Below are 21,900 nucleotides of genomic sequence, written 5' to 3' on the forward strand. Positions count from 1 at the left end.
GTCCCGGCATCGCGGACTCGCTCGCGCATCCATTCAGGCCGCGACGCACGCCACATTATTACGCAACGTGATGGAACTGTCGTAGCGCGAAGCGTGCGACCACCGTGGTGACCCAGTCGTCGGCGGATTGTCGCCGGTTGGCTTCGAAACGGGCGAGGCGGCCGGGGAGCCCCCGGGAGTGATATCCCACATCCCGCCCTACATATCAACACGGGAAGTGGAGGGATCCACTTTCTGACCTGATTCTGTCAACACGCAAATGATTTTGTCCGGGCGGCTTGCGGTCTGGTAGAGACGGCTCGGATCGGCAGGGGTGCGCCCCTGGTCATTCGATCTGTAGGCCTTCCCTGATAGGCTGCCGGCGAAAGAATTTAGAAGATCTGTTCGGGAGATAGGCAGCATACAAACTGTCACGTGGGAGCGGCGTCTTAAGGTCGCCCTCGACCGGTAGATCGGTGGCGCGGGAACGTCCGGTCAATTTTATGGAGAGACGCCATCGATCTGTCTTTTCCCGGTAGGTGGGAATACCACGGCGCAGGCTTCGCCACGCCGGTTCAGTAAGGCCTAACAACGGTCGAGAGGTGGCTCATGCGGGTGTCGCGGACGAGATTGGCCGTGGCGGTGATGGCGGCGGCGACAATGCTGGCGGCCTGTAGCTCCGGCGGAGTCTCGGATGCTTCGCAGAAGGGGGCCTGCGCGCCGGGGGTGACGAACGACTCTCTCAAGGTGGGGATCCTCTATCCCGACACCGGGGTGATGGGGACCCAGTTCTCGGGCTACCGGGCCGGTGCGACCGCCCGGCTCGCGGAGCAGAACGCCGCCGGCGGCGTCAACGGACGAAAGATCAATTACATCTGGCAGGACGACCAGTCCGACCCCGGGGGCAATCTCCAGGGCGCGCGGACCCTGGTGGGCGAGGGAGCCTTCGCCGTCCTGGAGTACACCGCGGCCTCCCAGGGGTCGGCCCAGTACCTCGACGATCAGCACGTTCCCGTTGTCGGGGTGGCCGACCAGCCGCTGTGGGGTGATCACGCCAACATGTTCACCTACACCTTCGTCACCGACGCCGGCCGCAGCACGACGACTCTCGCCGACTTCGTGCGCCAGCAGGGTGGTACCAAGGCGGCGCTGGTCGTCACCTACCTGACCGAGGCGTCCAAGCTGTATGCGGCGGGCGTCCGGCAGAGCCTGGAGAACGCGGGCATCCCGGTGATCCAGGATGACATCGACTCGACCAACGCCACCGACGTCGCCCGGAAGATCATCGGTGCCGGCGCCGACACGATCATTGCCGCCTCGCCGCTGGATCTTTACACCGGCGTGCTCGACGCGGCGGTGAGCGCCGGCCACCCCGTGAAGGTTGCCGTCTCGGCGGTCAGCTACGACCCGCGCCTGCTCGCGCCTTACGGCAAGAAGCTCGCCGGCAGCTACTCCCAGCTCACCTTCGCCGCACTGGAACGGAACCTGCCCGCGCAGCACCGGTTCCTGCAGGCGATGGCCGCCTACTCGCCCGAGATCCAGCCGGCGGGTCAGAACAGCGCGGTCGCCGGATACATCAACGCGGACATGTTCATCCGCGGCCTGAAGACCCAGCAGGGCTGCCCGACGCGGGAATCGTACATGCGCGGCATGCGATCGATCACCGACTACGACGCCGACGGCATGATGGTGCAGAAGATCAACATGACCGCCGACCACGGGGAGCTCGACCGCTGCTCCGACTTCGTGCGCATCGCCGCCACCGGCGACCGCTTCGACGTCGTCAACCCGCAGCCACTGTGCGGGCAGCGCATCGGCAACGGGTAGCGGTCGGGGCGTGGGCCTGGTCAGTCCTCCAGCGTGCGGCGACGGCGCTGGCAGGATCGACCGGGCCCACCTCGTCGACCAGCGCCTCGTCGACCAGCCTCGTCCACCAGCGCCTCGTCCACCAGCCTCGTCGAACTCGTCGAACTCATCGAACCGGAGCCCGGACCTGACTCGCGCCCATCCGGGGGAGCCATGGACATCCACTCGATTATGTCGTAGTAAATGATCGATGGGGTCGGTGGGGGCCCGGTGATCGCCCGATCGGGCCCGACCGGCAGGCGAGCGGAGGCGATGACCGATGGGTACGGAAAGTAACGACAGGGACCCCTACGCGTTACGGGACAGGATTCTGGCGCTCGATCCCGCCGAGAATGCCCGCGAGATCACTCATCTTTTTCACCGCGACTTCCAACGGGCCCTGCTGCCGCAGATCGTGACCGGCTTCTTCGCGACGATCTCGCCGCCCCGGATGACCCGAATCCTGATTCGTACCGGTGAACTTGAGTTCCGTAACCGCAAACGGCTGGTGGATCAGATGCTCATCCACCACGAGATGCTCACTCACGGATTCGTGCCGGGTCGGGGGCGCGACGCGCTGCGGCGGATGAACGAGATGCACCGCAAGTACGCGATCACCACGGAGGACTTCACGGCCGTGTCGGTCGAGACCACTCTCGGCCAGCTCACCGCGGCCCGGGAGTACGGGTGGCGGGAGCTCACCGAGCACGAGGTGCTCGGCGTTGTCGAGTTCGAACGCATGCAGGCCCTGCACATGAACATCCGGGACGTGCCCGGCACCGTCGAGGAGATGGTGGCCTTCCGCGACGACTACTTCGCCCGACAGGTGCGGTTCTCGCCGGCGAACCGGCGGCTCGCCGAATCCGCGCTCCGGCTGCTGGCGACCCTCGTGCCGGCGCATGTCGCACCGCGAGTCGAGAAGGTCATGATGAGCCTGGCCGATCCCCGCATCGTCGCGGCCCTGGGCTACGACTATCCCGACGCCGCCTACCGGGAACGGGTCCACCGTGCGACGCGCGAGCACGCGGCCCGGGACGCCACCGACAAGCGGGCACCGCAGGTCGTCCTCGACCTGATCGCGAGCGTCTACCCCGCCGGGTACGAGATCGACCGGCTCGGCACGCACCTACGCTCGGAGGAGGCGCACGAACCTCCGGACCGCGACGTCCCGATGCCCATGTGCCCTGTGTAGGCCGTGCGGCGGCGTCCGCTGCGAAGGTTCGGTCGGGATGTGGGCCCGGTCAGTCCTCCAGTGCGCGCAGCGCCGTCGCCGGGCAGCGGGCGACCGCCTGGCGCGCGGCGTCGACGCTGGCCGGATCGACCGGGTGGACCTCGTCGACCAGCGGCGCCACGAGGCCGTCGTCGTCCTGGTCGAAGACCTCCGGCGCCGTCATCACACAGTTTCCGGCGCCGATGCACCGGTCTCGATCGGCCACGATCCGCACGACCGCACTCCTCCCTCGTCGATCCTCGATCCCCACCCCCGGCTGTGGCCCCGACGGGCCGCGGCCGTCACCAGGTGACGGGCAGTGCCTGCAATCCGTGGATCACCGAGTAGGGCCGGAAGGCGATCTGCTCGTACGGCACGGCGAGCGCGAGGCCGGGGAAGCGTCGCAGCAGTGCAGGGTAGGCGATCCGCAGCTCCAGGCGGGCCAGCGGCGCGCCGAGGCAGTGGTGCAGACCATGACCGAAGGCGACGTGCCCGGTGGGCTCGCGGGTGATGTCGAGGCGGTCCGGATCGTCGACGAGCGCCGGGTCGCGGTTCGCCCCGGGCAGCGAGAGGACGAGGTGTTCCCCCGCCGCGATGGTGTTCCCGGCGATGGTCACCGCCGTCGTCGCCGTGCGTGGGATGCCCGCGTGCACGATGGACAGCCAGCGCAGCAGTTCCTCGACGGCCGGTTCGACGCTGGCCGGGTCGTCGCGGACCATGGCGAGCTGGTCGGGGTGGCGCAGCAACGCCAGGGTGCCCAGTCCCAGCATGTTCGCGGTCGTCTCGTGGCCGGCGAGCAGCAGCAGGGAGGCGATCCCGACGAGTTCCTCGGCGCTCACGTCGTCGCCGTGCTCGCGCACGAGCATGCCGAGGATGTCCTCGCCCGGCTCGCGGCGTGCCCGTTCGACGAGGGTGGCCATGTAGGCGCGGCTGGCCTGCTGGAGGGCGAGGCGGCGCTCGGGCGGGTGGCTGGCGTCGAGCTGGTCGACGGTGCGCCGCTGGAAATCCGCCCGGTCGGCGTACGGGACGCCGAGCAGCTCGCAGATGACCAGGGACGGCACCGGCAGGGCGAACGTCGAGACCAGATCGGCGGGTCTGCCGGCCCTCTCCACGTCGTCGAGGGCCGCCTCGACGATCTCGACGATCCGCGGCCGCAGGGCGTGCATGCGGCGCACGGTGAATTCCGGTGTGAGCATCCGGCGCAGCCGGATGTGCTCCGGCGGATCGTAGGTGAGGAGATTTCCCACCCGGGCTCGCGCGTACTCCTCCTCGGTCAGCCCGGCGGCGTCCGGGGGCGTGAGGGCATGCCGGTCGGCGGTGCTGAACCGCGCCGAATCGGAAAGCACCTCCCGAACGTCGTCATAACGGCTCACCAGGTGGGCGGACACGCCGAAAGGTGTCACCACCGGGCAGACGCCCGCATTGTCACGGACCTCGCCGAGCTCGTCGATCGGATCGAACTGTGCGCGCCGCATGTGCAGTGGTATTTCCGATACTTCGGTCATCACCTCTCCGCTCTCCGCCGATCGCGCTGAACGTGACGGCAACGACGTTACCACCGAAGTGAAATGTCGCTATCACTTTTCTCGGGTGAGCGCCCTGACCTGCACGGCGTCGATCTCCTCGATCTCCTCGATCTCGCCGAGCCGTCGCTGCGCCCCGGCGGGCAGGACGGCGCGGACGGCCGCCGCGAAGACGGCACCGCTGAAGGCGGCCACGATCACGAAGTCGGCCCAGAACGGGATGACGCCCCGTCCGCCGAACTGGCCCAGCCAGGAGATGACCGCCAGGCCACCCAGCCACGGCGCGATCCACCACGCGGCGCGCCATTCCAGGTCCGGGCGCTCGGTCGCGGGCCGCGTCGCCCGGTAACCCCCGAACACCGCCAGTCCGACCGCGATCGTGAGGAACAGCTTCTGGTTCGTCCGCCAGCCGGACCAGTAGACGATCATGTTGGCGGCGGCGAAGGTGACCGGGGCGAGGATCCGCGCGGCCGGCAGGCGGTAGGGGCGCAGCCGGTCGGGGTCGGCGCGGCGCAGCGCGGCCAGGCAGACGGGTGCGAAGCCGTACATGACGAACGTCGCCGAGCTGATCAACCTGACCAGGTTCTGCCAGCTGGGGAACGGCAGGAGCACGACCATCCCGACGGCGGCCGCGAGCAGCACCGACCCGATCGGCACCCCGCGCCGGTCGAGCCTGGCCAGTGCGGCCGGCAGGCCCCGGGCGCGGGCCAGGGAATAGGACAGGCGGGCCGAGGTACCGATGTAGACCAGCGCGGTGCCGCCCGGTGAGACCACCGCGTCGAGGTAGAGCAGGGTCGCCAGCCAACCGAGGCCGAGATGGGTGGCCAGCGTCGCGTAGGGGCCGTAATCGCCCGCACCGAGCGGCTGCGCCCAGCCCCCGGCGAGCCGAGCCGGGTCGAGGGTGGCGATAAAAGTGACCTGGAGGAGAAAATACAGCGCCGTGCCGGCCAGGGTGGCGATGATGATCGCCCGTGGGATGTCCCGATGCGGTCTTTTCGCCTCGGCGCCCATCTGCACGGCCTGCTCGAAACCCTGCAGGGAGAACACCACCCCGGCGGGCAGCGCGGCGAAGACACCTTTCGCGCCGGCCGGGGCGAATCCACCCCCCGCCGTGAAGTTCGCGGGATGGAAGGCGACGGCCGTCAACGCGACGATGGTGATGATGGGAACGAGCACCTTCCACACCACGGTGACGGTGTTGACCCGGGCCAGCCAGCGCACGCCGAGCAGATTGACCACGGTGAAAACAACCATGGCGGCGGCGGCGAGAACGAGACCGCCCCGTGTCAGGGTGCCGTCATTGTCCACCAGGCCGGGAAATTCGTGGTCGAGATACGACAGCGCCGCGGTGACCTCGAGCGGTGCCAGGGCGACGGCCGGAATCCAGGCCACCCAGCCGGCGACGAATCCACCCAGCGGCCCGAGCGCCAGGCGGGGATAACGGGCCGTGCCGCCGGCGACCGGATAGGCCGCGCCGAGCTCGGCGTAGACGAGCGCGAGCAGCGCGACCAGGGCGCCGGCGATCACCCAGGAGACGATCGACGCGGGCCCGGCCGCCTGGGCGGCGGTGAGCGCGCCGAGCAGCCAGCCGGACCCGATGACGGAGCCGAGCGAGATGAAGGTCAGGGCGGCCAGGCCGAGCTGGCGGTGCAGCCGCGCGCCGCCGGCGTCGGTCACCTCGCGCTCCGTCCGGCCGGTCTCGTCGGCGCCTGCACCTGAGTCTGTGCCCGCGCCGGCGGCGCCAAGACCTAATCACAGGGTGGCCGCCGGATCCGGGAACGCGCGGCGCAGGTGCGCGAGCGCCGCGCGCACCGCCGGACCGTGCCCGCCGCGCCAGATCAGCGCGAGCATGGCGGGTGCCTCGACGTCGTCGATGGTGCGGGCGACGAGCCGGTCACCGTACCCGGCGGCCATCGAGGCGCTGAGGATCGCGACCCCGAGGCCGCGGGAGGCGAGGTCGGCGAGGGCGTCGGCGGCGCTGGCCTGCAGGGCGATCAGCGGTCGCCGGCGCTGCGCGGCGCAGGCCTCGTCGAACACGGCGCGCAGGCCGGCACCGGGCGGCATGGCGACGATCGGGTAGGACTCCAGGTCCCGCAGGGTGACCCGACGCCGTCGCGTCAGGGGATGGCCGGGCGGCACCGCCGCGACGAGCCGCTCACTGACGATGGTCAGCGACTCCAGCCCCTCGACGGCGGCGTCCGCGGTTCCGATGAGGGCGAGGTCGAGGGCGCCGGTGCGCACCCCGTCGGCGAGCCGGTCGGAGGAGTCCTCCAGCAGCGAGATTGCCACGCCGGGATGCGACCGGTGGAAGGCGGCGAGGGCGTCGAACAGCGGTGTGATGGTGCAGCCGATGACCATGCCGACGGCGAACCGGCCGCGGATCAGCCCGGTCACCTCGCCCACTGCCTGGCTCACCGCCCCGGCGGCGGCCAGGGCGGCGCGGGCGTGTTCGAGCGCGGCCTTGCCCGCGACGGTGAGGGTGACGGTGCGCGCCGACCGGTCGAACAGCTCGGCGCCGAGCTCCCGTTCAAGCTGGCGGATCTGGGCGCTGACCCCGGACTGGCTGATGTGCACCCGTTCGGCCGCCCGGGTGAAGTTCTGCTCCTCGGCGACCGCGACGAAATACTCCAACTGCCTCAGATCCATGACCATCGATTCTAGTCACCACTGGAACCATCTGATCAATTTCTGGTTGAGGGCGAGGCCATGGAGGGTGATGCCATGGGGGCGAGGCCGGGCGCCGGGGCAAGGCCGCTCTGGTGGATCCGATCAGCGGGACGGCAGGCCGAGGTTCGCCAGCGCCTCCCGCAACCGGTGCCGGCCGGACAGCGACTGCGGGCCGGCCAGCCGGGCCAGCACGCGCTCGCTCCACGTGCCGGGCAGGCCGTGCCGGGCGTTGTACGCGCCCAGCCGCTCGTCGTAGGCCGGGATGTGCGCGTCGGCCGTGGCGGCGTCGTACTGCTCGTGGTGCAGGACGGCGGCCTGCGGCAGCCGCGGCTTGATCCCGGCGTGCTCGGTCGGGTCGGGGGTGCCGACCGCGAGCCCGAACGCCGCCACCGCGTGCGGTGGCAGGCCCAGCTCGGCCGCGATCTGTTCGGGACGGTTGCGGACCGCCCCGACGAACACGGTGCCCAGGCCGAGCGACTCGGCCGCGACGACGGCGTTCTGGGCGGCGAGGGCGGCGTCGACGAAGCCGAGGATCGTCGACTCCAGGTAGTCGGTGCCCTCCGGCACCCCGCCGGTGCCCGCGCCGTCGGCGAGCCGGTGCGCCCGGCTCAGGTCGGCGACCCAGACCAGGAACAGCGGTGCCTCGTCGATGAACCGCTGGTTACCCGCCAGTGCCGCGAGCCGGGCCTTGCGCTGCGGATCCCGCACGGCGACCACGCTCCACGCCTGCAGGTTGGACGACGTCGACGCGGACTGGGCGGCGGCGACCAGCGCCGCCAGCTCGTCGTCGGTGACCGGGCGGGGCGTGAACCTGCGCACCGACCGATGCGCGAGCTGCAGCGTCACGATCTCGCTGGTGACGTGGAGCGTCGCCGTCGGATCCGCGTACCGCGCGGTGATCGTCATGGATGTCCTCTCGTGATGGCCCGGGGCAAAACTGGCAACCAGGGGCGCCCGGCCGGGTGTTGGCGGTGTCATGTTGGCGGTTTCCTACCGGATTGCCGCATCCAGCTCGTCGCGGGTGACGAGGGAGACTGCGCGGCCGTCCCGCAGGACGACGGCGGCGGCGTGGCGCTGGCCGAGGGCGGAGCGGGCCTCGGAGATCGTCTGGCCGCCGCCGACGGCCGGGAGCGGGTCGACGAGATGATCCAGCACCGGGCTGTCCGGGGGGATCCTGCCCGCGGTGATCGCCGCCCCGAGCGCGGCGGGTTCGACCCAGCCGAGGATCTCGGTGGCAGACAGGCCATGCCGGCGTTCGGCGCGGGGAAGAACGACCGGGACGGCCACCACCGACCCGGGCAGACCGTCCACGGCAGCGCCGGCGCTGGCCCGCGAGGAGACCGTGACCAGGCGGTCGGCCCAGCCGGGGATGCGGTCGAGCAGCTGACCCACCGTGGGCTCGGCGCCGTCGGGGACGTCGGCGCCGTCGGGGGCGTTGCCGGCGGGGTCGTCCAGGAATCCCCACCGCCGTAGCCAGTCGTCGCTGAAGATGGTCGACAGGTAGGAGCGGCCCGAGTCGGGCAGCAGGACGACGACGAGATCATCCGGGCCGAGGGTGCGGGCGACCCGTAGCGCGGCGGCGACAGCCGCGCCCGACGACGGGCCGGCGAGCAGCCCCTCCTCCCGGGCCAGCCGCCGCGTGGTCAGGAGGGATTCCCGGTCCGGTATCCGCTCGAACCGATCGACCACCTCGCGGTGGTAGGACTGCGGCCAGACGTCCTCGGCCGTGTCGGGGTGCAGGAAGTGCCCGATGCTCTCGACGTAGTAGGCGCTGCCGTCACCGCCGGAGTAGACCGACGTCTCGGGGTCGGCGCCGACGACCGTGACCGTTCCCCCCGACGCCTGCCTGAGGAACTCGCCCGCGCCGCTGATGGTGCCTCCGGTGCCGACGCCGGCCACGAAATGCGTTACCCGTCCGCCGGTCTGCCGCCAGATCTCCGGCCCGGTCGTGCGCAGGTGGGCCGCGGGGTTCGCCGGGTTGTCGTACTGGTTCGCCAACCAGGCGCCCGGAATCTCGTCCACCAGGCGGCGCACGACGCTGAACAGGTGATCCGGGTGTTGTTTGGCGAGTCTGGTGGGGGCGAGCACGACTTCCGCGCCATAGGCCCGCAGAATGTCGACCTTCTCCCGGGCCGATCGGTCGGACACCCCGACGATCACCCGGTAACCTCGCTGCCGACCGATGATTGCCAGGCCGATCCCGGTGTTGCCGGACGTGGCCTCGACGATCGTCCCGCCCGGTCGGAGCAGCCCGTCGCGTTCGGCCTGGAGCACCATCGACAACGCGGCCCGGTCCTTCACGCTGCCCCCGATGTTGAGGAACTCCGCCTTCGCGTAGAGGGGGGTCGCGATCCCGCGGCCGAGCTGCGTGAGCCGGAACAGTGGAGTCTCGCCGATGGCGTCGAGGATCGACTCGTAAACCGTCATGGCACGCGCACGCCCGCGCCGACGAGGACCTTCTGGAAGCAGCGGGAGTGGGTCAGCGCCTCGTACGGGGGGAAGATCGGGATGCGGGTGTAACCGGTTCTGGCGTACACGCGCTCCGCGTCCGGTTGCCGGTCCCCGGTCTGCAGCACGATCCGTCCCGCGCCCAGGCGCCGCGCCGCCTGTTCCACCGCCGCGAGCAGCCCGGCCGACACCCCCCGGCCGCGATGGGAGGGGACGACGTACATGCGTTTGAGCTCCAGGTCGTCACCCAGCCAGCGCAGCGCGGCATGCCCGACCGGCAGCCGGCCGGCAGCGTAGGCGACGCCGGTGTAGGCGACCGTCTGCGCCGCGAGGGCCGCGCCGGGCGCCGGCGGCCGGGTGGCCAGCCGGTCGGCGTAGCGGAGCTGCATCTCCGCGACCATGGCGTTGCGCAGTGCCACCGCCGTCGGGTCGTCCCAGTCGACGCTGTCAATGTGGATCATCGGTTCGGGCGCCACACCTGCTCCAGATCGACGAGGGGCCGCACACCGGCCGCACGAGGGAGATCGGTGCGTCCAGTATTCTCCACTTTTCCGGTCGACAGGTGGGAAATACTCGCGGTCACCGGTCACCGGTCACCGGTCACCGGCTCTCGGCCGAGTCGGCGTCGGCGTCGGTGTCGCTCCCGTGTCGGCTTCGTCCCACGGCTCGGGCAACTGTTGCTGCCTCGCCAGCGGCTGTGGGAATGTCGGTCCCGTGCGAGTGATGACCAGGTGAGCGAGCGTTCCGTCGCCCAGACTCTTGAGCAGGCATTGCAGATCGTGCCGGTCGGAGAGGATGACTTCCAGGCGGTGAGCCTGGTCGACACCGGCGGCTACCCGCTCTACGGCGGCCAGATCCTCGCCCTGGCCCTGCGCGCGGCGGCGATGACGATCGCCCCCGACCGCCGGCCGCACTCGCTGCACGGCTACTTCCTGCGTGCCGGCCGGCTCGGGGTCCCGGTGACCCTGCACGTCGACCGCGACCGCGACGGCGGCTCCTTCTCGGCGCGCCGGGTCGTCGCCCTCCAGGACAACAAAGTGATCTTCTCGATGGTGACGTCGTTCACCCGCGGCACGGGCGAGTTCGTCCTCGACGCGGTGCCGCGGCTGGGGCGCACCTACACCCAGCCGCCGGACAAGCACCGGATGCTCCTGCTCGACCTGTGCGAGTTCACTCCCCGCTACCAGCAGGGCGACCGGTTCTTCTTCCCGGACCACGCCGAGATCCTCCCCGTGGGGCCGCTGTCGGACGACTGGCTGACCCAGACCTGCGCCGCCGCCTACATGTCAGACATCGGCACCGGTTTCGGTCAGCTCGCCGATCCCGCCATTGCCAGCACCGAATCCAGCGTCAGCCACTCGATCTGGTTCCATTCCCTGGCGCGGGCCGACGACGGGCTGACCCTCGAGATGTGGCCGACCAGCGCCGCCAGCGGCCTCGGGCTGTACTCCGGCTCGGTTCGGGACGCCGCGGGGAACCTGGTCCTCGCGATCTCGCAGGAACAGCTGATCCGCTCACGCAGGCCGGCCCCCGGCGCCGCCGCCTAAGGCTTGCGACCGGCTAGGGCTTGCGACCGACCGGCTAGGGCTTGCGACCGACGGCGCCGTAGAAGCTGACCTGGGCGTCGGTGAGATCGGTCGGGGTCTCGCCGTCGGGCCGCCAGCGGTGCACGATCTGCAGGCCGGGATCGAGCAGTTCGAGGCCGTCGAAGAAGCGGGCGACCTCGGCCCGGGTGCGCTGCTGCGCGGGAATGCCACCGGCCCGGTAGGCGGCGGCGAGCCGTTCCATCCCCTCGTCGTGGTCGGCGGTGGCGTGGGTGATGGTCAGGTAGCTGCCGGACGGCAGCTCCTGCAACAGCCGGCGCAGCAGGTCGAGCGGGTCGTGGGCGTCGGGGAGGAAGTGCATGATCGCGATCAGGGAGAGTGCGACCGGCCGGGTGAGGTCGAGGGCGGCCCGCAGTTCCGGGGCGGCCAGGATGCTCTCCGGATTGCGCACGTCCACGTCGAGGTAGGCGGTCGTGCCCTGCGGGGTGCTGGTGAGCAGGGCGCGGGCGTGCGCGAGCACGATCGGATCGTTGTCGGCATAGACGACCCGGGCGTCCGGCGCGACGGCCTGGGCCACCTCGTGCAGGTTCGGGCTGGTGGGAATGCCGGTGCCGATGTCGAGGAACTGCCGGATCCCGGCCTCGCCGGCCAGGTGACGGGTGGTACGGGCCATGAACGCCCGGTTCGCGTGCGATGCGATGCGGGCGTTCGGGAAGGCGGCGAGGGCCTGCTCGGCGGCCTCCCGGTCGGCGGGGAAGTTGTCCTTGCCGCCGAGGTAGTAGTCGTACATCCGAGCCGAATGCGGCTGGTCGGTCTTCAGGTCGACCGGGCTGTGCTCGTCCCGGAGGGTCGTCCGCCACGTCGTACCCCCCGAGTCGTGGTCCTCGGACTCGTGCGGCGCCCCACTGGTCACGTGCGACCATCCCCTCTACGTCTGCCGGCCCCTCTACGTCCGCCGGCGATCCTCGCGAATCATCCTAATACGAACCGCATTGTCGGGATCACTCTCGGCGCCTGGGTGCGGTGTCAGTCGACCCAGTCGGAGGGCCACCGGATGTCCGCCGCGGTGAGGCGGGGCCGCTCGGCCGCGGGCCAGGGCGCCTCCAGGCTCTCCTCGACGAGGGAGAACAGCCCGTGGTCGAACGGTTCACCCGGTGCCGAGGCGGTCTGGACCAGCCGCTCCCGCCGTCCGGCGCGCTGGTGCGTCAGCGCGCGGTGGTGGCAGTAGGGATTGTTGCCGGGGCGACCGAAGAACGTGTGGGCGGTCCAGGTGCAGCCGCCGCGGCAGAAGCCCCACAACTTCTCGGTCTCGGCCGCCGTCCCCGCCGTCAGGTTGATACCGAGCTCGGGGGCATCGCGCAGCAGCAGCTCGGCATGGTCGGCCGCGTTGCCCATTGGGATGGTCAGCTGCCACTGCCAGGCGACGATGCCCGCCGAGCGCAGCCGCCGGTACAGCTCCGGAAGCTCCGGCGCGGTCAGCCGGTTGATCTGCGTGTTGCAGGTTGCCTCGACCCCGGCCCGACCGCAGCTGCTCCATCGTCCGCAAACACGACTCCCACGAGCCCGTCCGCCCGCAGAGTCGGTCATGGGTCGCGGTCATGCCGTCCACGGACAGCGTCTCGGCCAGCCAGCGCGCCACCGCATCGGCGTCCGATTCGGCATCATGGGCGTTCTGCACCCGGCCGGAGGGTGGGGGGTCGGTCCGCTGGCGTCCGGCACCGCTGTGGCGCCGTTCCCGCCCGTGTCCTCCGTGCCGGCCTGCGGTGGCCCGTCCCCTGTCTGCGGTGGATCGTCACACGAGTCGGCGTGGGCGGGACGGCGGACGCGGGACGGATCGACCACGGCACCTCACAGAACCGGCGGGGGAATTCAGTAAATAGACGCTAACCGGACTATCCGCTACCGCCAACAGGAAACATTTCGCCGACTGTTCCCGCGATTAGATAAGATGCCGCTGAAGACACGATTCTTGGCTCGCTTGGGTGGGTGTCAGATGTCGGCCGAGCTGCACCGATGCGCCGCCTTGGACTACCCAATAGATAGGTAGGGGGATGGGCGGTCCGGTGGGTAAATAATCGGGCGGATCGTGGAAAAATAGACGTTTCGGTCATTCCATCGCAAAATAGCCAGAGATATGTGACAGGGATCATGCAAGGAGGGTTCCCTGCCTAGTCGCTGGTGCCCCTCCAGCTAGGGCAGGTCAACCTGGCCCGGTGTCTGTCAGGCCACTCCGTGAGCATGGGCAAGCTCTCCGGTGATCCGCACGCCTTCGCGAACGCCCCGTCGGACGCAGAGAGGCATCGAGCTACACGAGGGCCGTCCCGCGTTCGCGGTTGCCTACTCCACCCAGGGGGTCAACGAAACCACGCCATCCGGCATCCAATGTTGGCGACCCGGGCACGTGGTGCAGCTGCCGCTGATGTGGGCGCCAGGCGGCGACAGCAGGCTCTCCGACCAGACTCTGAACGCGGCCTACAGTCTGCCCTCCGACGTTCACGGGGTTCCGGGTGACGAAGATCCGTCGACGTGTAGCCCGACGGAGATCGCCTACGCGGCAACGATCGCGTCAGCTACAGCGGGAGACCTGGCCGGGGCGGAGGACTATGCCGACCTGTGTGCCGGAGACCTGCCCGCCGGTTTTCAGGCCGTCATCGCTGCCCACCTGGCCGTTGCCTCGTTCGACGCCGACCTTGACCGCTCGTTCGTCGAAGCCGCGCCGCGCCTGACCCTTGCGCCTACGTCCTTCCGGTCGCTGTCGGGCAGCGCGGGAAGTTCCCTTTTCATATCCTCGTGACTGCATCCCGCGTCGAGTGCGGGGATCACCAGAGACACGGATGAATTGTGGGAGGAAAATCCGGGAGCGCCCGGATTCTTCGATGTCGACCACGGCAAGAGATCTCCAATCTCGACTCATAGCAGCCCCCTTTCAAGACAATTTGTCAGGCCGCGCGGGCGCGTCTGCGTTGCTCGCGTAGTCGCCGTAGACTACGGACGACTTCCGGTTCCATCGCTAGCGCATCTGGTGTATCAATCAGCGCATTCGGAATCTCGTAATCTGCTTCAAGCAACATCTCGCTTATCCACTGGATAAAGTTCTGTCCCGGAGCCGAGTCCCATGCCTGAGTCCTGACCGTGAACCCTTCCTCGCTGAGAAAACCACCGATCCACAGCGCCCATTCGAGATCCGCGCTGGTGTACGAGATGGAGATGACGACACCGGACTCGTCGAAGTCCTGGCGGTGGATGCCGGCACCCGTGAGGGCACGTGCAGCCCCTGCCAGAGGTCCAGCCACGCCGACCACCACCGTGGATTCCACGACTGGTGAGCGTTGTAGGCCGCTCTCACCATCGAGGACACCCCGACCCGTTCCGCCACCTCGCGGACGACGTCCACCTGTTCATGGGTCAACGGAGAAGGTAGCTCGGAGCCCCCGCTCGCAAGGGTGTCCGCTAGGTGCAGCAGATCATCCGGGATCGTCCGAACCCGTTCGATGTGCGCGGCTCGCGGACGAACGGGGGTGCCCTGATCGTGGATAACGGCTACATCCGTTCTGGTGCCGCGATGCCCAGCAGGTCGAGTCCTCGGCGCAGGGTCCGGGCCGTGAGGTGGCACAGGGCGAGACGGTTCGCGCGGGTCGGGGGGTCGGCGTGCAACACGGGGCAGGCTTCGTAGAAGTCGGTGAAGGCGCGGGCGAGTTCGTAGAGGTAAGTGCACAGCCGATGGGGTTCGAGCAGTCGGGCGACTTCGGCGAGGGCGTCCCCGAAGGCGTCGAGCTGGAATGCGAGAGCGCGTTCCGCCGTGTGTAGGGGCAGCGCCGGGTCGACGGTGGTTGCCATGTCTCCGGCTTTGCGCAGGATCGACTGGATGCGGGTGTGGGCGTATTGGAGGTAGACGCCGGTGTTGCCGTCGAAGGAGACCATGCGGTCGATGTCGAAGACGTAGTCCTTGGTACGGCTGGTCGACAGGTCGGCATATTTGACCGCGCCGATGCCGGCGGCCTCGGCGATGTGGTCGAGGTCGTCGTCGGTAAGGGCGTGATCCTTCTCGGTGACGGTGGCCCGCGCCTTGCCGGTCGCGGCGTCGAGGAGGTCCATGAGTTTGACGGTGTCGCCGGCCCGGGTCTTGAAGGGGCGGCCGTCGGGGCCGAGGACCGTACCGAACGCGACGTGCGCGACTTCGGCACCGTCGGTGAGCCAGCCGGCGCGGCGCGCGGTCTCGAACACAAGCTGGAAATGGAGTGCCTGGCGGGCGTCGACAACGTAGAGGAGCCGGTCGGCGTGCAGGTCGCGGATGCGGTAGCGGATGGTGGCCAGGTCGGTGGTGTCGTAGCCGTAGCCGCCGTCGGTCTTGCGGACCATCAACGTGGCCGGGTTACCGTCGGGGCCGGTGACTTCCTGGGAGAAGACGACCAGCGCGCCTTCGCTGTCCTGCGCGATCCCAGCCGCAGTCAGCTCGCCGATAACGTCGAGCAGGCGGTCGTTGTAAAAGGACTCGCCCGCGGAGTCCGATGGTTCGAGCAGGACGCCAAGCCGATCATAGATCTGCCGGAAGGCGACCTCGGACTCGGCGACGATCTTCCGCCACTGGGCGAGAGTGCCCTCATCTCCGGCCTGCAACGCGACGACACGCACCCGGGCACGATCAGCGAACCCGGGGTCAGCGTCGAACTCCTTGCGCGCGGCCCGGTAGAGGCCGTCAAGCGCGGAGACCGCCGAGGTCCCGGGGGCGAGGTCGTCGCTGTGCCAGGCGGCGTCCGGGTGCTCGTCGAGGTACTGGATGAGCATGCCGAACTGGGTGCCCCAGTCACCAAGATGGTTCTGCCGGATGACCTCGGCACCGAGGAAGCCGAGCACCCGGGCGAGCGCGTCACCAATGATCGTCGTGCGCAGGTGGCCGACGTGCATCTCCTTGGCGATGTTCGGCCCGGAGTAGTCGATCACGGTGCGGCGGCCCTGCTCCAGGAGGCCGATACCGAGCCGTAGGTCGGTCAGCCGCGCGGCGATCTGTGTCCAGACCGTGGTGTCGGCGAGGGTCAGGTTGAGGAACCCGGGGCCGGAAACGGTCACGTCCGCCACGGCCGTCGAGCCATCGGCGCGCAGCGCGTCAGCAACGGCGGCGGCCAGGTCGGTGGGCCTGGTGCGGGCGCGTTTCGCCAGGGCTAGCGCGGCGTTGGACTGGAAGTCCGCGTGTTCCGAGGGGCGCACCACCGGGTCGGCGCCGGCCGCCTCGGGCAGCGTGCGGTCGATCGCGGCGGATACGGCGATCTCGACCTGGTTGATGAGCGAGCGTACGGTCTGCGCGGTCACGCTGAAGTCCTCCCTGGTTCGCGTGTCCATTCTCCCAGGCGCGGGGCTGTTCTCCTGCGGCGGGACGCTACAGGCGAGCCAGCAGGGCCTGACGGCGGGCAGGGTGCTGTTTGAAGCGCCTGCCGTCGAGGCTGGTCACGACACGGGCAGAGCTCAGACGGGCCAGGCCACGGTGCACCGTGGAGTGCAGCGCCGGACTGTGGACATAGCCGAGAAAGTCCTTACCTGTTGCGCCATGGGACGATGCCAGCAGCGCGTCGATCAGGTCGGCGATGGTGAACGGGGCCGGTGAGTCGAGCAGGCAGAGCGCGACCAGGGTGATGGCGCGTTCGGCCTGGGCGCAGTGTCGCTGGTAGAGGCCGATCCGACCGCCGAGGAAGATGTGCTGCGTCGTCATCGCGTTGAGGATCAGGCGGAGCTTGAACGCCGGCGAGTTCAGGAACCATGGCTCCACGACGACCGGGGCGATGTTGAGCCTGCCGGCGGCGTCCAGGATGAAGCCGCCCAGAGTCACGGCGGCGTTGACCTCAGTCACCGTGGCATGCAGCTTCACCTCATAGGCAACCTCGGTATCGAGCCGGAGCCGGTGGGTCGTGTGCAGCGCGATCACGGCGTCCGCCAGCCGGGCACGCGCGCTGTCGGCTAGCGGCGGGCCAACGAACAGCAAGTCGAGATCCGCGTCGTGTGTGGCGGTGCCGGCGGCGTGGGAGCCGTAGGCGATCGCGTATCCACGTGGGCCAAGGAACTCTGCGCGCAGTTGGCTCGCGTCTGCCAGCGCCTGCGCGATGCCGGTCACCGTTCTGACGGAAGGTGGTGGAGGGGGTCACCGGTGATCTGAAAGTCGATCAGATGGATGCCGCTGGGCAGCGCGACCTGTCCCGACGGCTGGGTGTGTGCGTCCACGAAGGCGGTGACCTCGGCCTGAACCTCGGGATCATGCACGAGGGCTGGCATGTCCTTGAAATGCAGCCGGTTGAACCACGCCATCGCCGCGTCCCGGCTGTCCGCGAGGGCGATGCCGGCCGCGCGGATGTGGGTGAGATGGCCGATGGCGCGGTCCTCGGCCTGTCGTAGTTCCTCCAGCAGCAGAAGGCGGGTGTACTCGCGTCCGCCGTCGGGGAACGGGGCGATCCTTTCCCATGCCCAGGTCACCAGCCGCTGCTCCGGAGTCTGCGAATCGAAGAAAAGGACGAGCAGATGGCCGCTGTCAGCGACAAGTGACACCATGTCGCGCACCAGGCTGCCCGCCGCCCGGCGGGCCGCTCCTTGATCGGCCACCGGCTGGATCCCGTCCGCCGTCATCTCCTCGAAGAACTCGCCCAGCGGGTAGTTCAGCGACCAGAATGCCCCAATCAGGTCAAACCCGCCGGCTCGGCCGTCGTCGAGCAGCCGTGACACGGCGAGCGGGATGTCGGCCTCGTGAGCCTCCGCCTCCGGGAAACGGCTGCGGAAGGTGTCGAGCATGGCGGCGCTGGAGTCGACCGCCACGAGCCGACGCGCGTACGGGGCAAGCCGGGCGGTCAACCGTCCGGTGCCGCACCCGAGTTCCAGCACGTCGAGCGCCCGGCGCGGCGCTCCGAAACGCGCCTCGATGATCCGCGCGATCACGTCCCCGTCGTCTCGACCGCTGTAGTAGTGCGTGGGCAGTACCGCCTCGTAGACTCCTCCCATCCGGTAGACAGCCTTGAATCCCGCCGTGGCCGGTACGTAAATGCTCCGACCGTCGCCTGCTTCGCCGGTCATGCCCGGCCTTCAGCATGCTCGCTGGCTTCCCACGCCCGTCCCAGCGCGACGACGTGGTCAAGGACACCTGTCATATGCTCGGCCTCGATGCGGGGATTGGCAGCCATGAACCGCAGAGGATGGACGGTGGCGCCCCGGCGCAGGATCCCCGCGTCGTCGAGCATGCTGAACTGGTGCAGATGCCAGATGCCCTCGGCCAGCATCCGCTCGTGGATCCATCGGTTGGCACGATTGACCAACTCGACATCGGAGGCAAGGCTGCTGCCGTTGGCGAAGCTGACCGGTAGGTAGACGAACGCGACCGCGAGCAGGTCTGGCTCATGCAGTCGGATCGTCCGCGGACAGGCATCAACCAGCGCGGCGAACCTCTGCGCGATCGCAACCCGCTTCTCAGCCATCGCCGCCAGCCCTGGCCTGCCGTGCGTGCGCATCAGCATCCACAACTTCAACGACAGCCAGCTCTTGGTACCGACAAACGGCGTCACCTGCCCGAACGCGAAATCCTCCTGCATGATCAGATCCGAGTAGCTCGTGATCGTTCGTAGGCTGGCTGGCGTGCGTACCAGCAACGCGGACAGCGCATAGGGCACGGCCATGACCTTGTGCGGATCCACCGTCACACTGTCAAACCCAGAAATTCCGGCGATCTTGTGGCGGAGGTGATCACTGAAGGCGCAGAGCAGCCCCCAGCAGGCATCGGCATGCAGCCAGATCCGTTCGTCGGCGGCGCGGGTGACATCGTGCACGCCTTGGAGGTTCTCGATGGTCTGAGTGCGGCTGTCACCGGCGTAGGCCACGACAGCCATCACCCGGCCCCGGTTCTCCGCAAGAGCGCGTTCCAGCGCCGCCAGGTCATAGCGGAAACCCGCCGTGTCGACCTCGATCAGCTGGCTGCCAGCGCCAATCCATGTCAGCGCGCTCTTCACGCTGTAATGACCGATCCCGCGGGGCACGATAATCGTGAACCTGCCAGGGTCGGTCACGCCACGGTCCATCGTGCCAGGCACCGCGTGCTCTCGGGCCAGCATCATCGCGACCGTGTTGCTCATCGTCCCGCCGTGGGTAATGATACCGCCGACATCCCATACCGTCGTCACGGCCTGCGTGGGAGGGTTGGCGAATCCGAGCAGCTCGCGTAGCCACCGCAAGACCGTGATCTCGATGAAGGTGGCGCTCGGCGAGTCGAAGCTCTGGTTGATCAGGTTCTGCTGGGTGAAAAGCGCGAGTATGCCGCCCGCGAGCGCGGCAACGTCGTCGCCCGTGTCCCCGAAGCCCAGGAACCGTGGACTCGCCTCGTTCTTGCAGAGAGGCAGTACGGTGTCCGTGAACTCAGCCAGGACCTCCTCGATACTGCTCGTGTAGTCCGGGAGCCCCGACAACAGCAGGTCGCGGATCCGGGTGGGAGGCAGCCGGGCACGGTAGATCTCAGGCTGGAGCTTGAAGCCAAGCCCCAGCTCCAGCGCGTGTGCCAGCACACGGCGGGCCTGGCCCTCATCGGGTGACGCAACCGGACTTCCCGCCGAGAAAATCACCGAGGGAGCTTCCACCGTCCTCCTCGCCAGCACCCAGCACCCAGCACCCAGCAGACACAAACCTTCACTATGAGTGAAGGGATCGGTCGTCATACTATTCGAGACTTCCCATGACTGCCAGGCATTTTCGGACGCCACCCCGCGCCCCTCCGACGCCCGAACCCAGCGCTGGCAGGCATAATGGGTGCCGTGCCGATCCCCACCACCCAGTACGAGCCGTGGATGCGCCGCGCTCTCGAACTGGCCACGACTCTCCCTGACCCCGGAGCCGACGACCCGCCGGCCGGGGCAGTCATCTACGGACCGGACGGGACCGAGATCGCGGCAGCACATCACGACCGCGAACGCACCGCGGATCCCACTGCCTACGCCGAGATCCTCGCGCTCCGCCAGGCAGCCCAGATGCTCGGAACCTGGCGCCTCACCGGCTGCACCCTCGTGACCACCCTCGAACCAGGCACCATGTCGGCTGGCGCGATCGTCCTCGCCCGTATACCACGCCTCGTCGTCGGCACCTGGGACAAATACAACGGCGCGGTCTGCTCCCTCTGGGACGTCGTGCGGGACCGTCGCCTCAATCACTTCGTCGAAGTTATCCCCGACGTACTCAAGGAAGAGTGCGACGCCTTGCTCGACGCCTACCTTGACTCGCCCAGCAACCTAACCAGCGGCTGATCGACCGGGGCGGCGACTCTCCTCGTCCCAGCGCTGATCGGACAACCTTGACTTCGGACAACCTTTACTGTCGTCAAGATCACTTCTGGACTGGGGAAGTCAAGGCTGAACTGCGGCGGGTCCCGACGGCGAGAAAGGCTCGTCGGGGAATGAGGATCGGCGACCGACTACTGTCCGGAAGAAAAAGGGCACCTCCCTTAACTAGGCTGCGCGCACTGCGGTCAGGGCGCGATGCGCCTCGTCGGCCCAGTGGGTGGCACCCCAGCGTTCGGCGACCGCGAGCGCGTGCTGGAAGTGGTCGGCGGCGTCGGGGGACCGGTCGAGAAACAAGGCGAGATCACCGAGGGTGTGGGCCACCGGCCGCATCGCCAGCGACAGGCTCAGGGTGCCGGGTAGCTGCCCGCGCAGCGGTAGCAGGTCGGCGTACATCGAGCGGGCGAGCGGACGGTCGGCGACGGCGATGGCGGCCTCGGCGCGCAGGACACCCAGAGCCGAATAGAGAAAATCGGGCCGCAGCGGCTCGGCGGCGGCGTGCAACCGCGCGGCCTGGGCGGGCTGGCCGTCCCGGGCCAGCGCGAGCGTGAGCAGGTCGATCACGACCGGCCCGTGGGCGGCCAGCAGGTCGTCGGCCCGCGCGGCGAACTCGGCCATCCGGCCCTGCGTCAGGCGCAGCGTGGCCAGGGCCAGGAGCTGGAAGCCGGCGGCGTGGATCGACCCGTGGCGCAGCATCCGGGCGCTCGTCTCGGTGTACCGGCGCTCGGCGTCGTCGAGGTCGCCGGCGATGTGCGCGAGCATCGCCTGCCCGTAGTCGCCGACGCCCTCGGCCTCCGGCATGCGGTACAGGCGGGCGAGGTCCATCCCGTCCGCGACGAAGCGCCGGACGCCGGCGACGTCGGCGTCGGCGGCCGCCGCGATGGCGCGGGTGAAGTTGCCGAAGGAGTGGTAGGCGGGCAGGTCGTGCCCGACACCGAGTTCGATCAGCTCCTGGCCGACGCGGTCCCGCTGCGGCCAGTCGGCTTCGTTGCTGCGCACCCTGGCCAACGCGGTGAGGGCAAGGGCGCGCAGGGCGGGATCGTCCCCGTCGGCGGCCAGCGTGACCGCCTCCTCGGCAGCCAGGCGGGATCGGCCGCCATCCTCGCCGGCGAGCTCGGTGCTCAGGGCGTCCAACAGCCTGCAGCGCACCGCGGCGTCGAGGCCACGCCGCTCGAGCAGACGGGTGAGCACCGCGATGACGGGGGTGTCCACGGTCCCGTAGGGACGGGTCTGCCACGGAGTCGGTTCGGTCCAGGCGGTGAAGGCGGCGATCAGCAGATCCTCGCGACCGGCCGTCTCGGCGAGATCGATGGCCCGTTGCCGGGTGGTGCGCGCGGCTGCCACCGCGCCGGCGCGTACCTGCGCCCGCAGCAACCGGCCGAGCAGCATCACCC

20 protein-coding genes and 1 pseudogene are annotated in these 21,900 nt (G+C 69.3%); 5 read left to right on the plus strand and 16 right to left on the minus strand.

Annotation, left to right across the window (positions count from 1 at the left end; genetic code table 11):
* Window positions 1–554: 554 nt before the first annotated feature.
* Window positions 555–725 carry a hypothetical protein gene (locus NBZ85_RS08905; RefSeq protein ID WP_261561766.1) on the minus strand — a complete coding sequence of 57 codons (171 nt, stop codon included), beginning with the start codon at window positions 723–725 and terminating at the stop codon, window positions 555–557.
* 1 nt (window position 726) lies between these two features.
* Between NBZ85_RS08905 and NBZ85_RS08910 the strand changes: the two genes are divergently transcribed.
* Both NBZ85_RS08910 and NBZ85_RS08915 read left to right on the plus strand, forming a co-directional pair.
* Window positions 727–1,806: an ABC transporter substrate-binding protein gene (locus NBZ85_RS08910; protein WP_261561767.1), complete on the plus strand. Its 1,080-nt coding sequence runs from the start codon at window positions 727–729 to the stop codon at window positions 1,804–1,806.
* Window positions 1,807–2,104: 298 nt separating this feature from the next.
* Complete coding sequence (locus NBZ85_RS08915; protein WP_261555735.1) at window positions 2,105–3,016, plus strand: hypothetical protein; 912 nt, start codon at window positions 2,105–2,107, stop codon at window positions 3,014–3,016.
* A 49-nt stretch (window positions 3,017–3,065) separates the two neighbouring features.
* Here NBZ85_RS08915 and NBZ85_RS08920 read toward each other — a convergent pair whose 3' ends face one another.
* From NBZ85_RS08920 to NBZ85_RS08950, 7 genes are all read right to left on the minus strand, one after another.
* Entirely contained in the window at window positions 3,066–3,269 is a 204-nt protein-coding gene (locus NBZ85_RS08920; RefSeq protein WP_261555736.1) for a ferredoxin, read from the minus strand.
* A gap of 67 nt (window positions 3,270–3,336) precedes the next feature.
* Window positions 3,337–4,539, minus strand: coding sequence for a cytochrome P450 (locus tag NBZ85_RS08925; protein WP_261561768.1), 1,203 nt, complete (start codon window positions 4,537–4,539; stop codon window positions 3,337–3,339).
* Between the two features lie 72 nt (window positions 4,540–4,611).
* Window positions 4,612–6,234, minus strand: coding sequence for an APC family permease (locus NBZ85_RS08930; RefSeq protein ID WP_261555739.1), 1,623 nt, complete (start codon window positions 6,232–6,234; stop codon window positions 4,612–4,614).
* 75 nt (window positions 6,235–6,309) lie between these two features.
* Window positions 6,310–7,203, minus strand: a complete 894-nt coding sequence (locus tag NBZ85_RS08935) for a LysR family transcriptional regulator (protein WP_261555745.1) — start codon at window positions 7,201–7,203, stop codon at window positions 6,310–6,312.
* 123 nt (window positions 7,204–7,326) lie between these two features.
* The gene (locus NBZ85_RS08940) at window positions 7,327–8,130 is read right to left on the minus strand and encodes an NADPH-dependent oxidoreductase (protein ID WP_261555746.1); all 804 of its coding nucleotides are present in this window, start codon (window positions 8,128–8,130) and stop codon (window positions 7,327–7,329) included.
* Window positions 8,131–8,214: 84 nt separating this feature from the next.
* A complete protein-coding gene (locus NBZ85_RS08945) occupies window positions 8,215–9,651 on the minus strand; it encodes a pyridoxal-phosphate dependent enzyme (RefSeq protein ID WP_261555752.1) in 1,437 nt (478 codons plus the stop codon).
* Complete coding sequence (locus NBZ85_RS08950; RefSeq protein WP_261555758.1) at window positions 9,648–10,148, minus strand: GNAT family N-acetyltransferase; 501 nt, start codon at window positions 10,146–10,148, stop codon at window positions 9,648–9,650. Before NBZ85_RS08950 ends, NBZ85_RS08945 begins: the two co-directional genes overlap by 4 nt.
* 255 nt (window positions 10,149–10,403) lie before the next feature.
* Here NBZ85_RS08950 and NBZ85_RS08955 point away from each other — a divergent pair, with 255 nt between their 5' ends.
* Window positions 10,404–11,219, plus strand: a complete 816-nt coding sequence (locus NBZ85_RS08955) for an acyl-CoA thioesterase (protein ID WP_261555759.1) — start codon at window positions 10,404–10,406, stop codon at window positions 11,217–11,219.
* 34 nt (window positions 11,220–11,253) lie between these two features.
* Here NBZ85_RS08955 and NBZ85_RS08960 read toward each other — a convergent pair whose 3' ends face one another.
* Both NBZ85_RS08960 and NBZ85_RS08965 read right to left on the minus strand, forming a co-directional pair.
* Complete coding sequence (locus NBZ85_RS08960; RefSeq protein ID WP_261555762.1) at window positions 11,254–12,129, minus strand: SAM-dependent methyltransferase; 876 nt, start codon at window positions 12,127–12,129, stop codon at window positions 11,254–11,256.
* A 113-nt stretch (window positions 12,130–12,242) separates the two neighbouring features.
* The gene (locus tag NBZ85_RS08965) at window positions 12,243–12,803 is read right to left on the minus strand and encodes a hypothetical protein (RefSeq protein ID WP_261561769.1); all 561 of its coding nucleotides are present in this window, start codon (window positions 12,801–12,803) and stop codon (window positions 12,243–12,245) included.
* 814 nt (window positions 12,804–13,617) lie between these two features.
* Here NBZ85_RS08965 and NBZ85_RS08970 point away from each other — a divergent pair.
* A complete protein-coding gene (locus tag NBZ85_RS08970; protein WP_261561770.1) occupies window positions 13,618–14,010 on the plus strand; it encodes a hypothetical protein in 393 nt (130 codons plus the stop codon).
* Between the two features lie 145 nt (window positions 14,011–14,155).
* Here NBZ85_RS08970 and NBZ85_RS08975 read toward each other — a convergent pair whose 3' ends face one another.
* From NBZ85_RS08975 to NBZ85_RS08995, 5 genes are all read right to left on the minus strand, one after another.
* Complete coding sequence (locus NBZ85_RS08975) at window positions 14,156–14,521, minus strand: toll/interleukin-1 receptor domain-containing protein (protein WP_261561771.1); 366 nt, start codon at window positions 14,519–14,521, stop codon at window positions 14,156–14,158.
* 235 nt (window positions 14,522–14,756) lie between these two features.
* Complete coding sequence (gene argS / locus NBZ85_RS08980) at window positions 14,757–16,523, minus strand: arginine--tRNA ligase (RefSeq protein ID WP_261561772.1); 1,767 nt, start codon at window positions 16,521–16,523, stop codon at window positions 14,757–14,759.
* 67 nt (window positions 16,524–16,590) lie between these two features.
* Window positions 16,591–17,319 carry a nucleotidyltransferase family protein gene (locus tag NBZ85_RS08985; protein WP_261555773.1) on the minus strand — a complete coding sequence of 243 codons (729 nt, stop codon included), beginning with the start codon at window positions 17,317–17,319 and terminating at the stop codon, window positions 16,591–16,593.
* The gene (locus tag NBZ85_RS08990) at window positions 17,316–18,194 is read right to left on the minus strand and encodes a class I SAM-dependent DNA methyltransferase (RefSeq protein WP_261555774.1); all 879 of its coding nucleotides are present in this window, start codon (window positions 18,192–18,194) and stop codon (window positions 17,316–17,318) included. Before NBZ85_RS08990 ends, NBZ85_RS08985 begins: the two co-directional genes overlap by 4 nt.
* Before the next feature lie 68 nt (window positions 18,195–18,262).
* The gene (locus NBZ85_RS08995; protein WP_261561773.1) at window positions 18,263–19,813 is read right to left on the minus strand and encodes a pyridoxal phosphate-dependent decarboxylase family protein; all 1,551 of its coding nucleotides are present in this window, start codon (window positions 19,811–19,813) and stop codon (window positions 18,263–18,265) included.
* A 165-nt stretch (window positions 19,814–19,978) separates the two neighbouring features.
* On the opposite strand from NBZ85_RS08995, the gene NBZ85_RS09000 reads away from it, so the two are divergent.
* Window positions 19,979–20,473, plus strand: a complete 495-nt coding sequence (locus NBZ85_RS09000) for a nucleoside deaminase (RefSeq protein WP_372517705.1) — start codon at window positions 19,979–19,981, stop codon at window positions 20,471–20,473.
* 201 nt (window positions 20,474–20,674) lie between these two features.
* Here the strand turns inward: NBZ85_RS09000 and NBZ85_RS09005 are convergent.
* Window positions 20,675–21,900 (minus strand): annotated as a pseudogene (locus NBZ85_RS09005) (transcriptional regulator); the annotation flags it as partial.

It is taken from the genome of Frankia tisae (assembly GCF_025403405.1).
GTDB classification, from domain to species: domain Bacteria; phylum Actinomycetota; class Actinomycetes; order Frankiales; family Frankiaceae; genus Frankia; species Frankia tisai.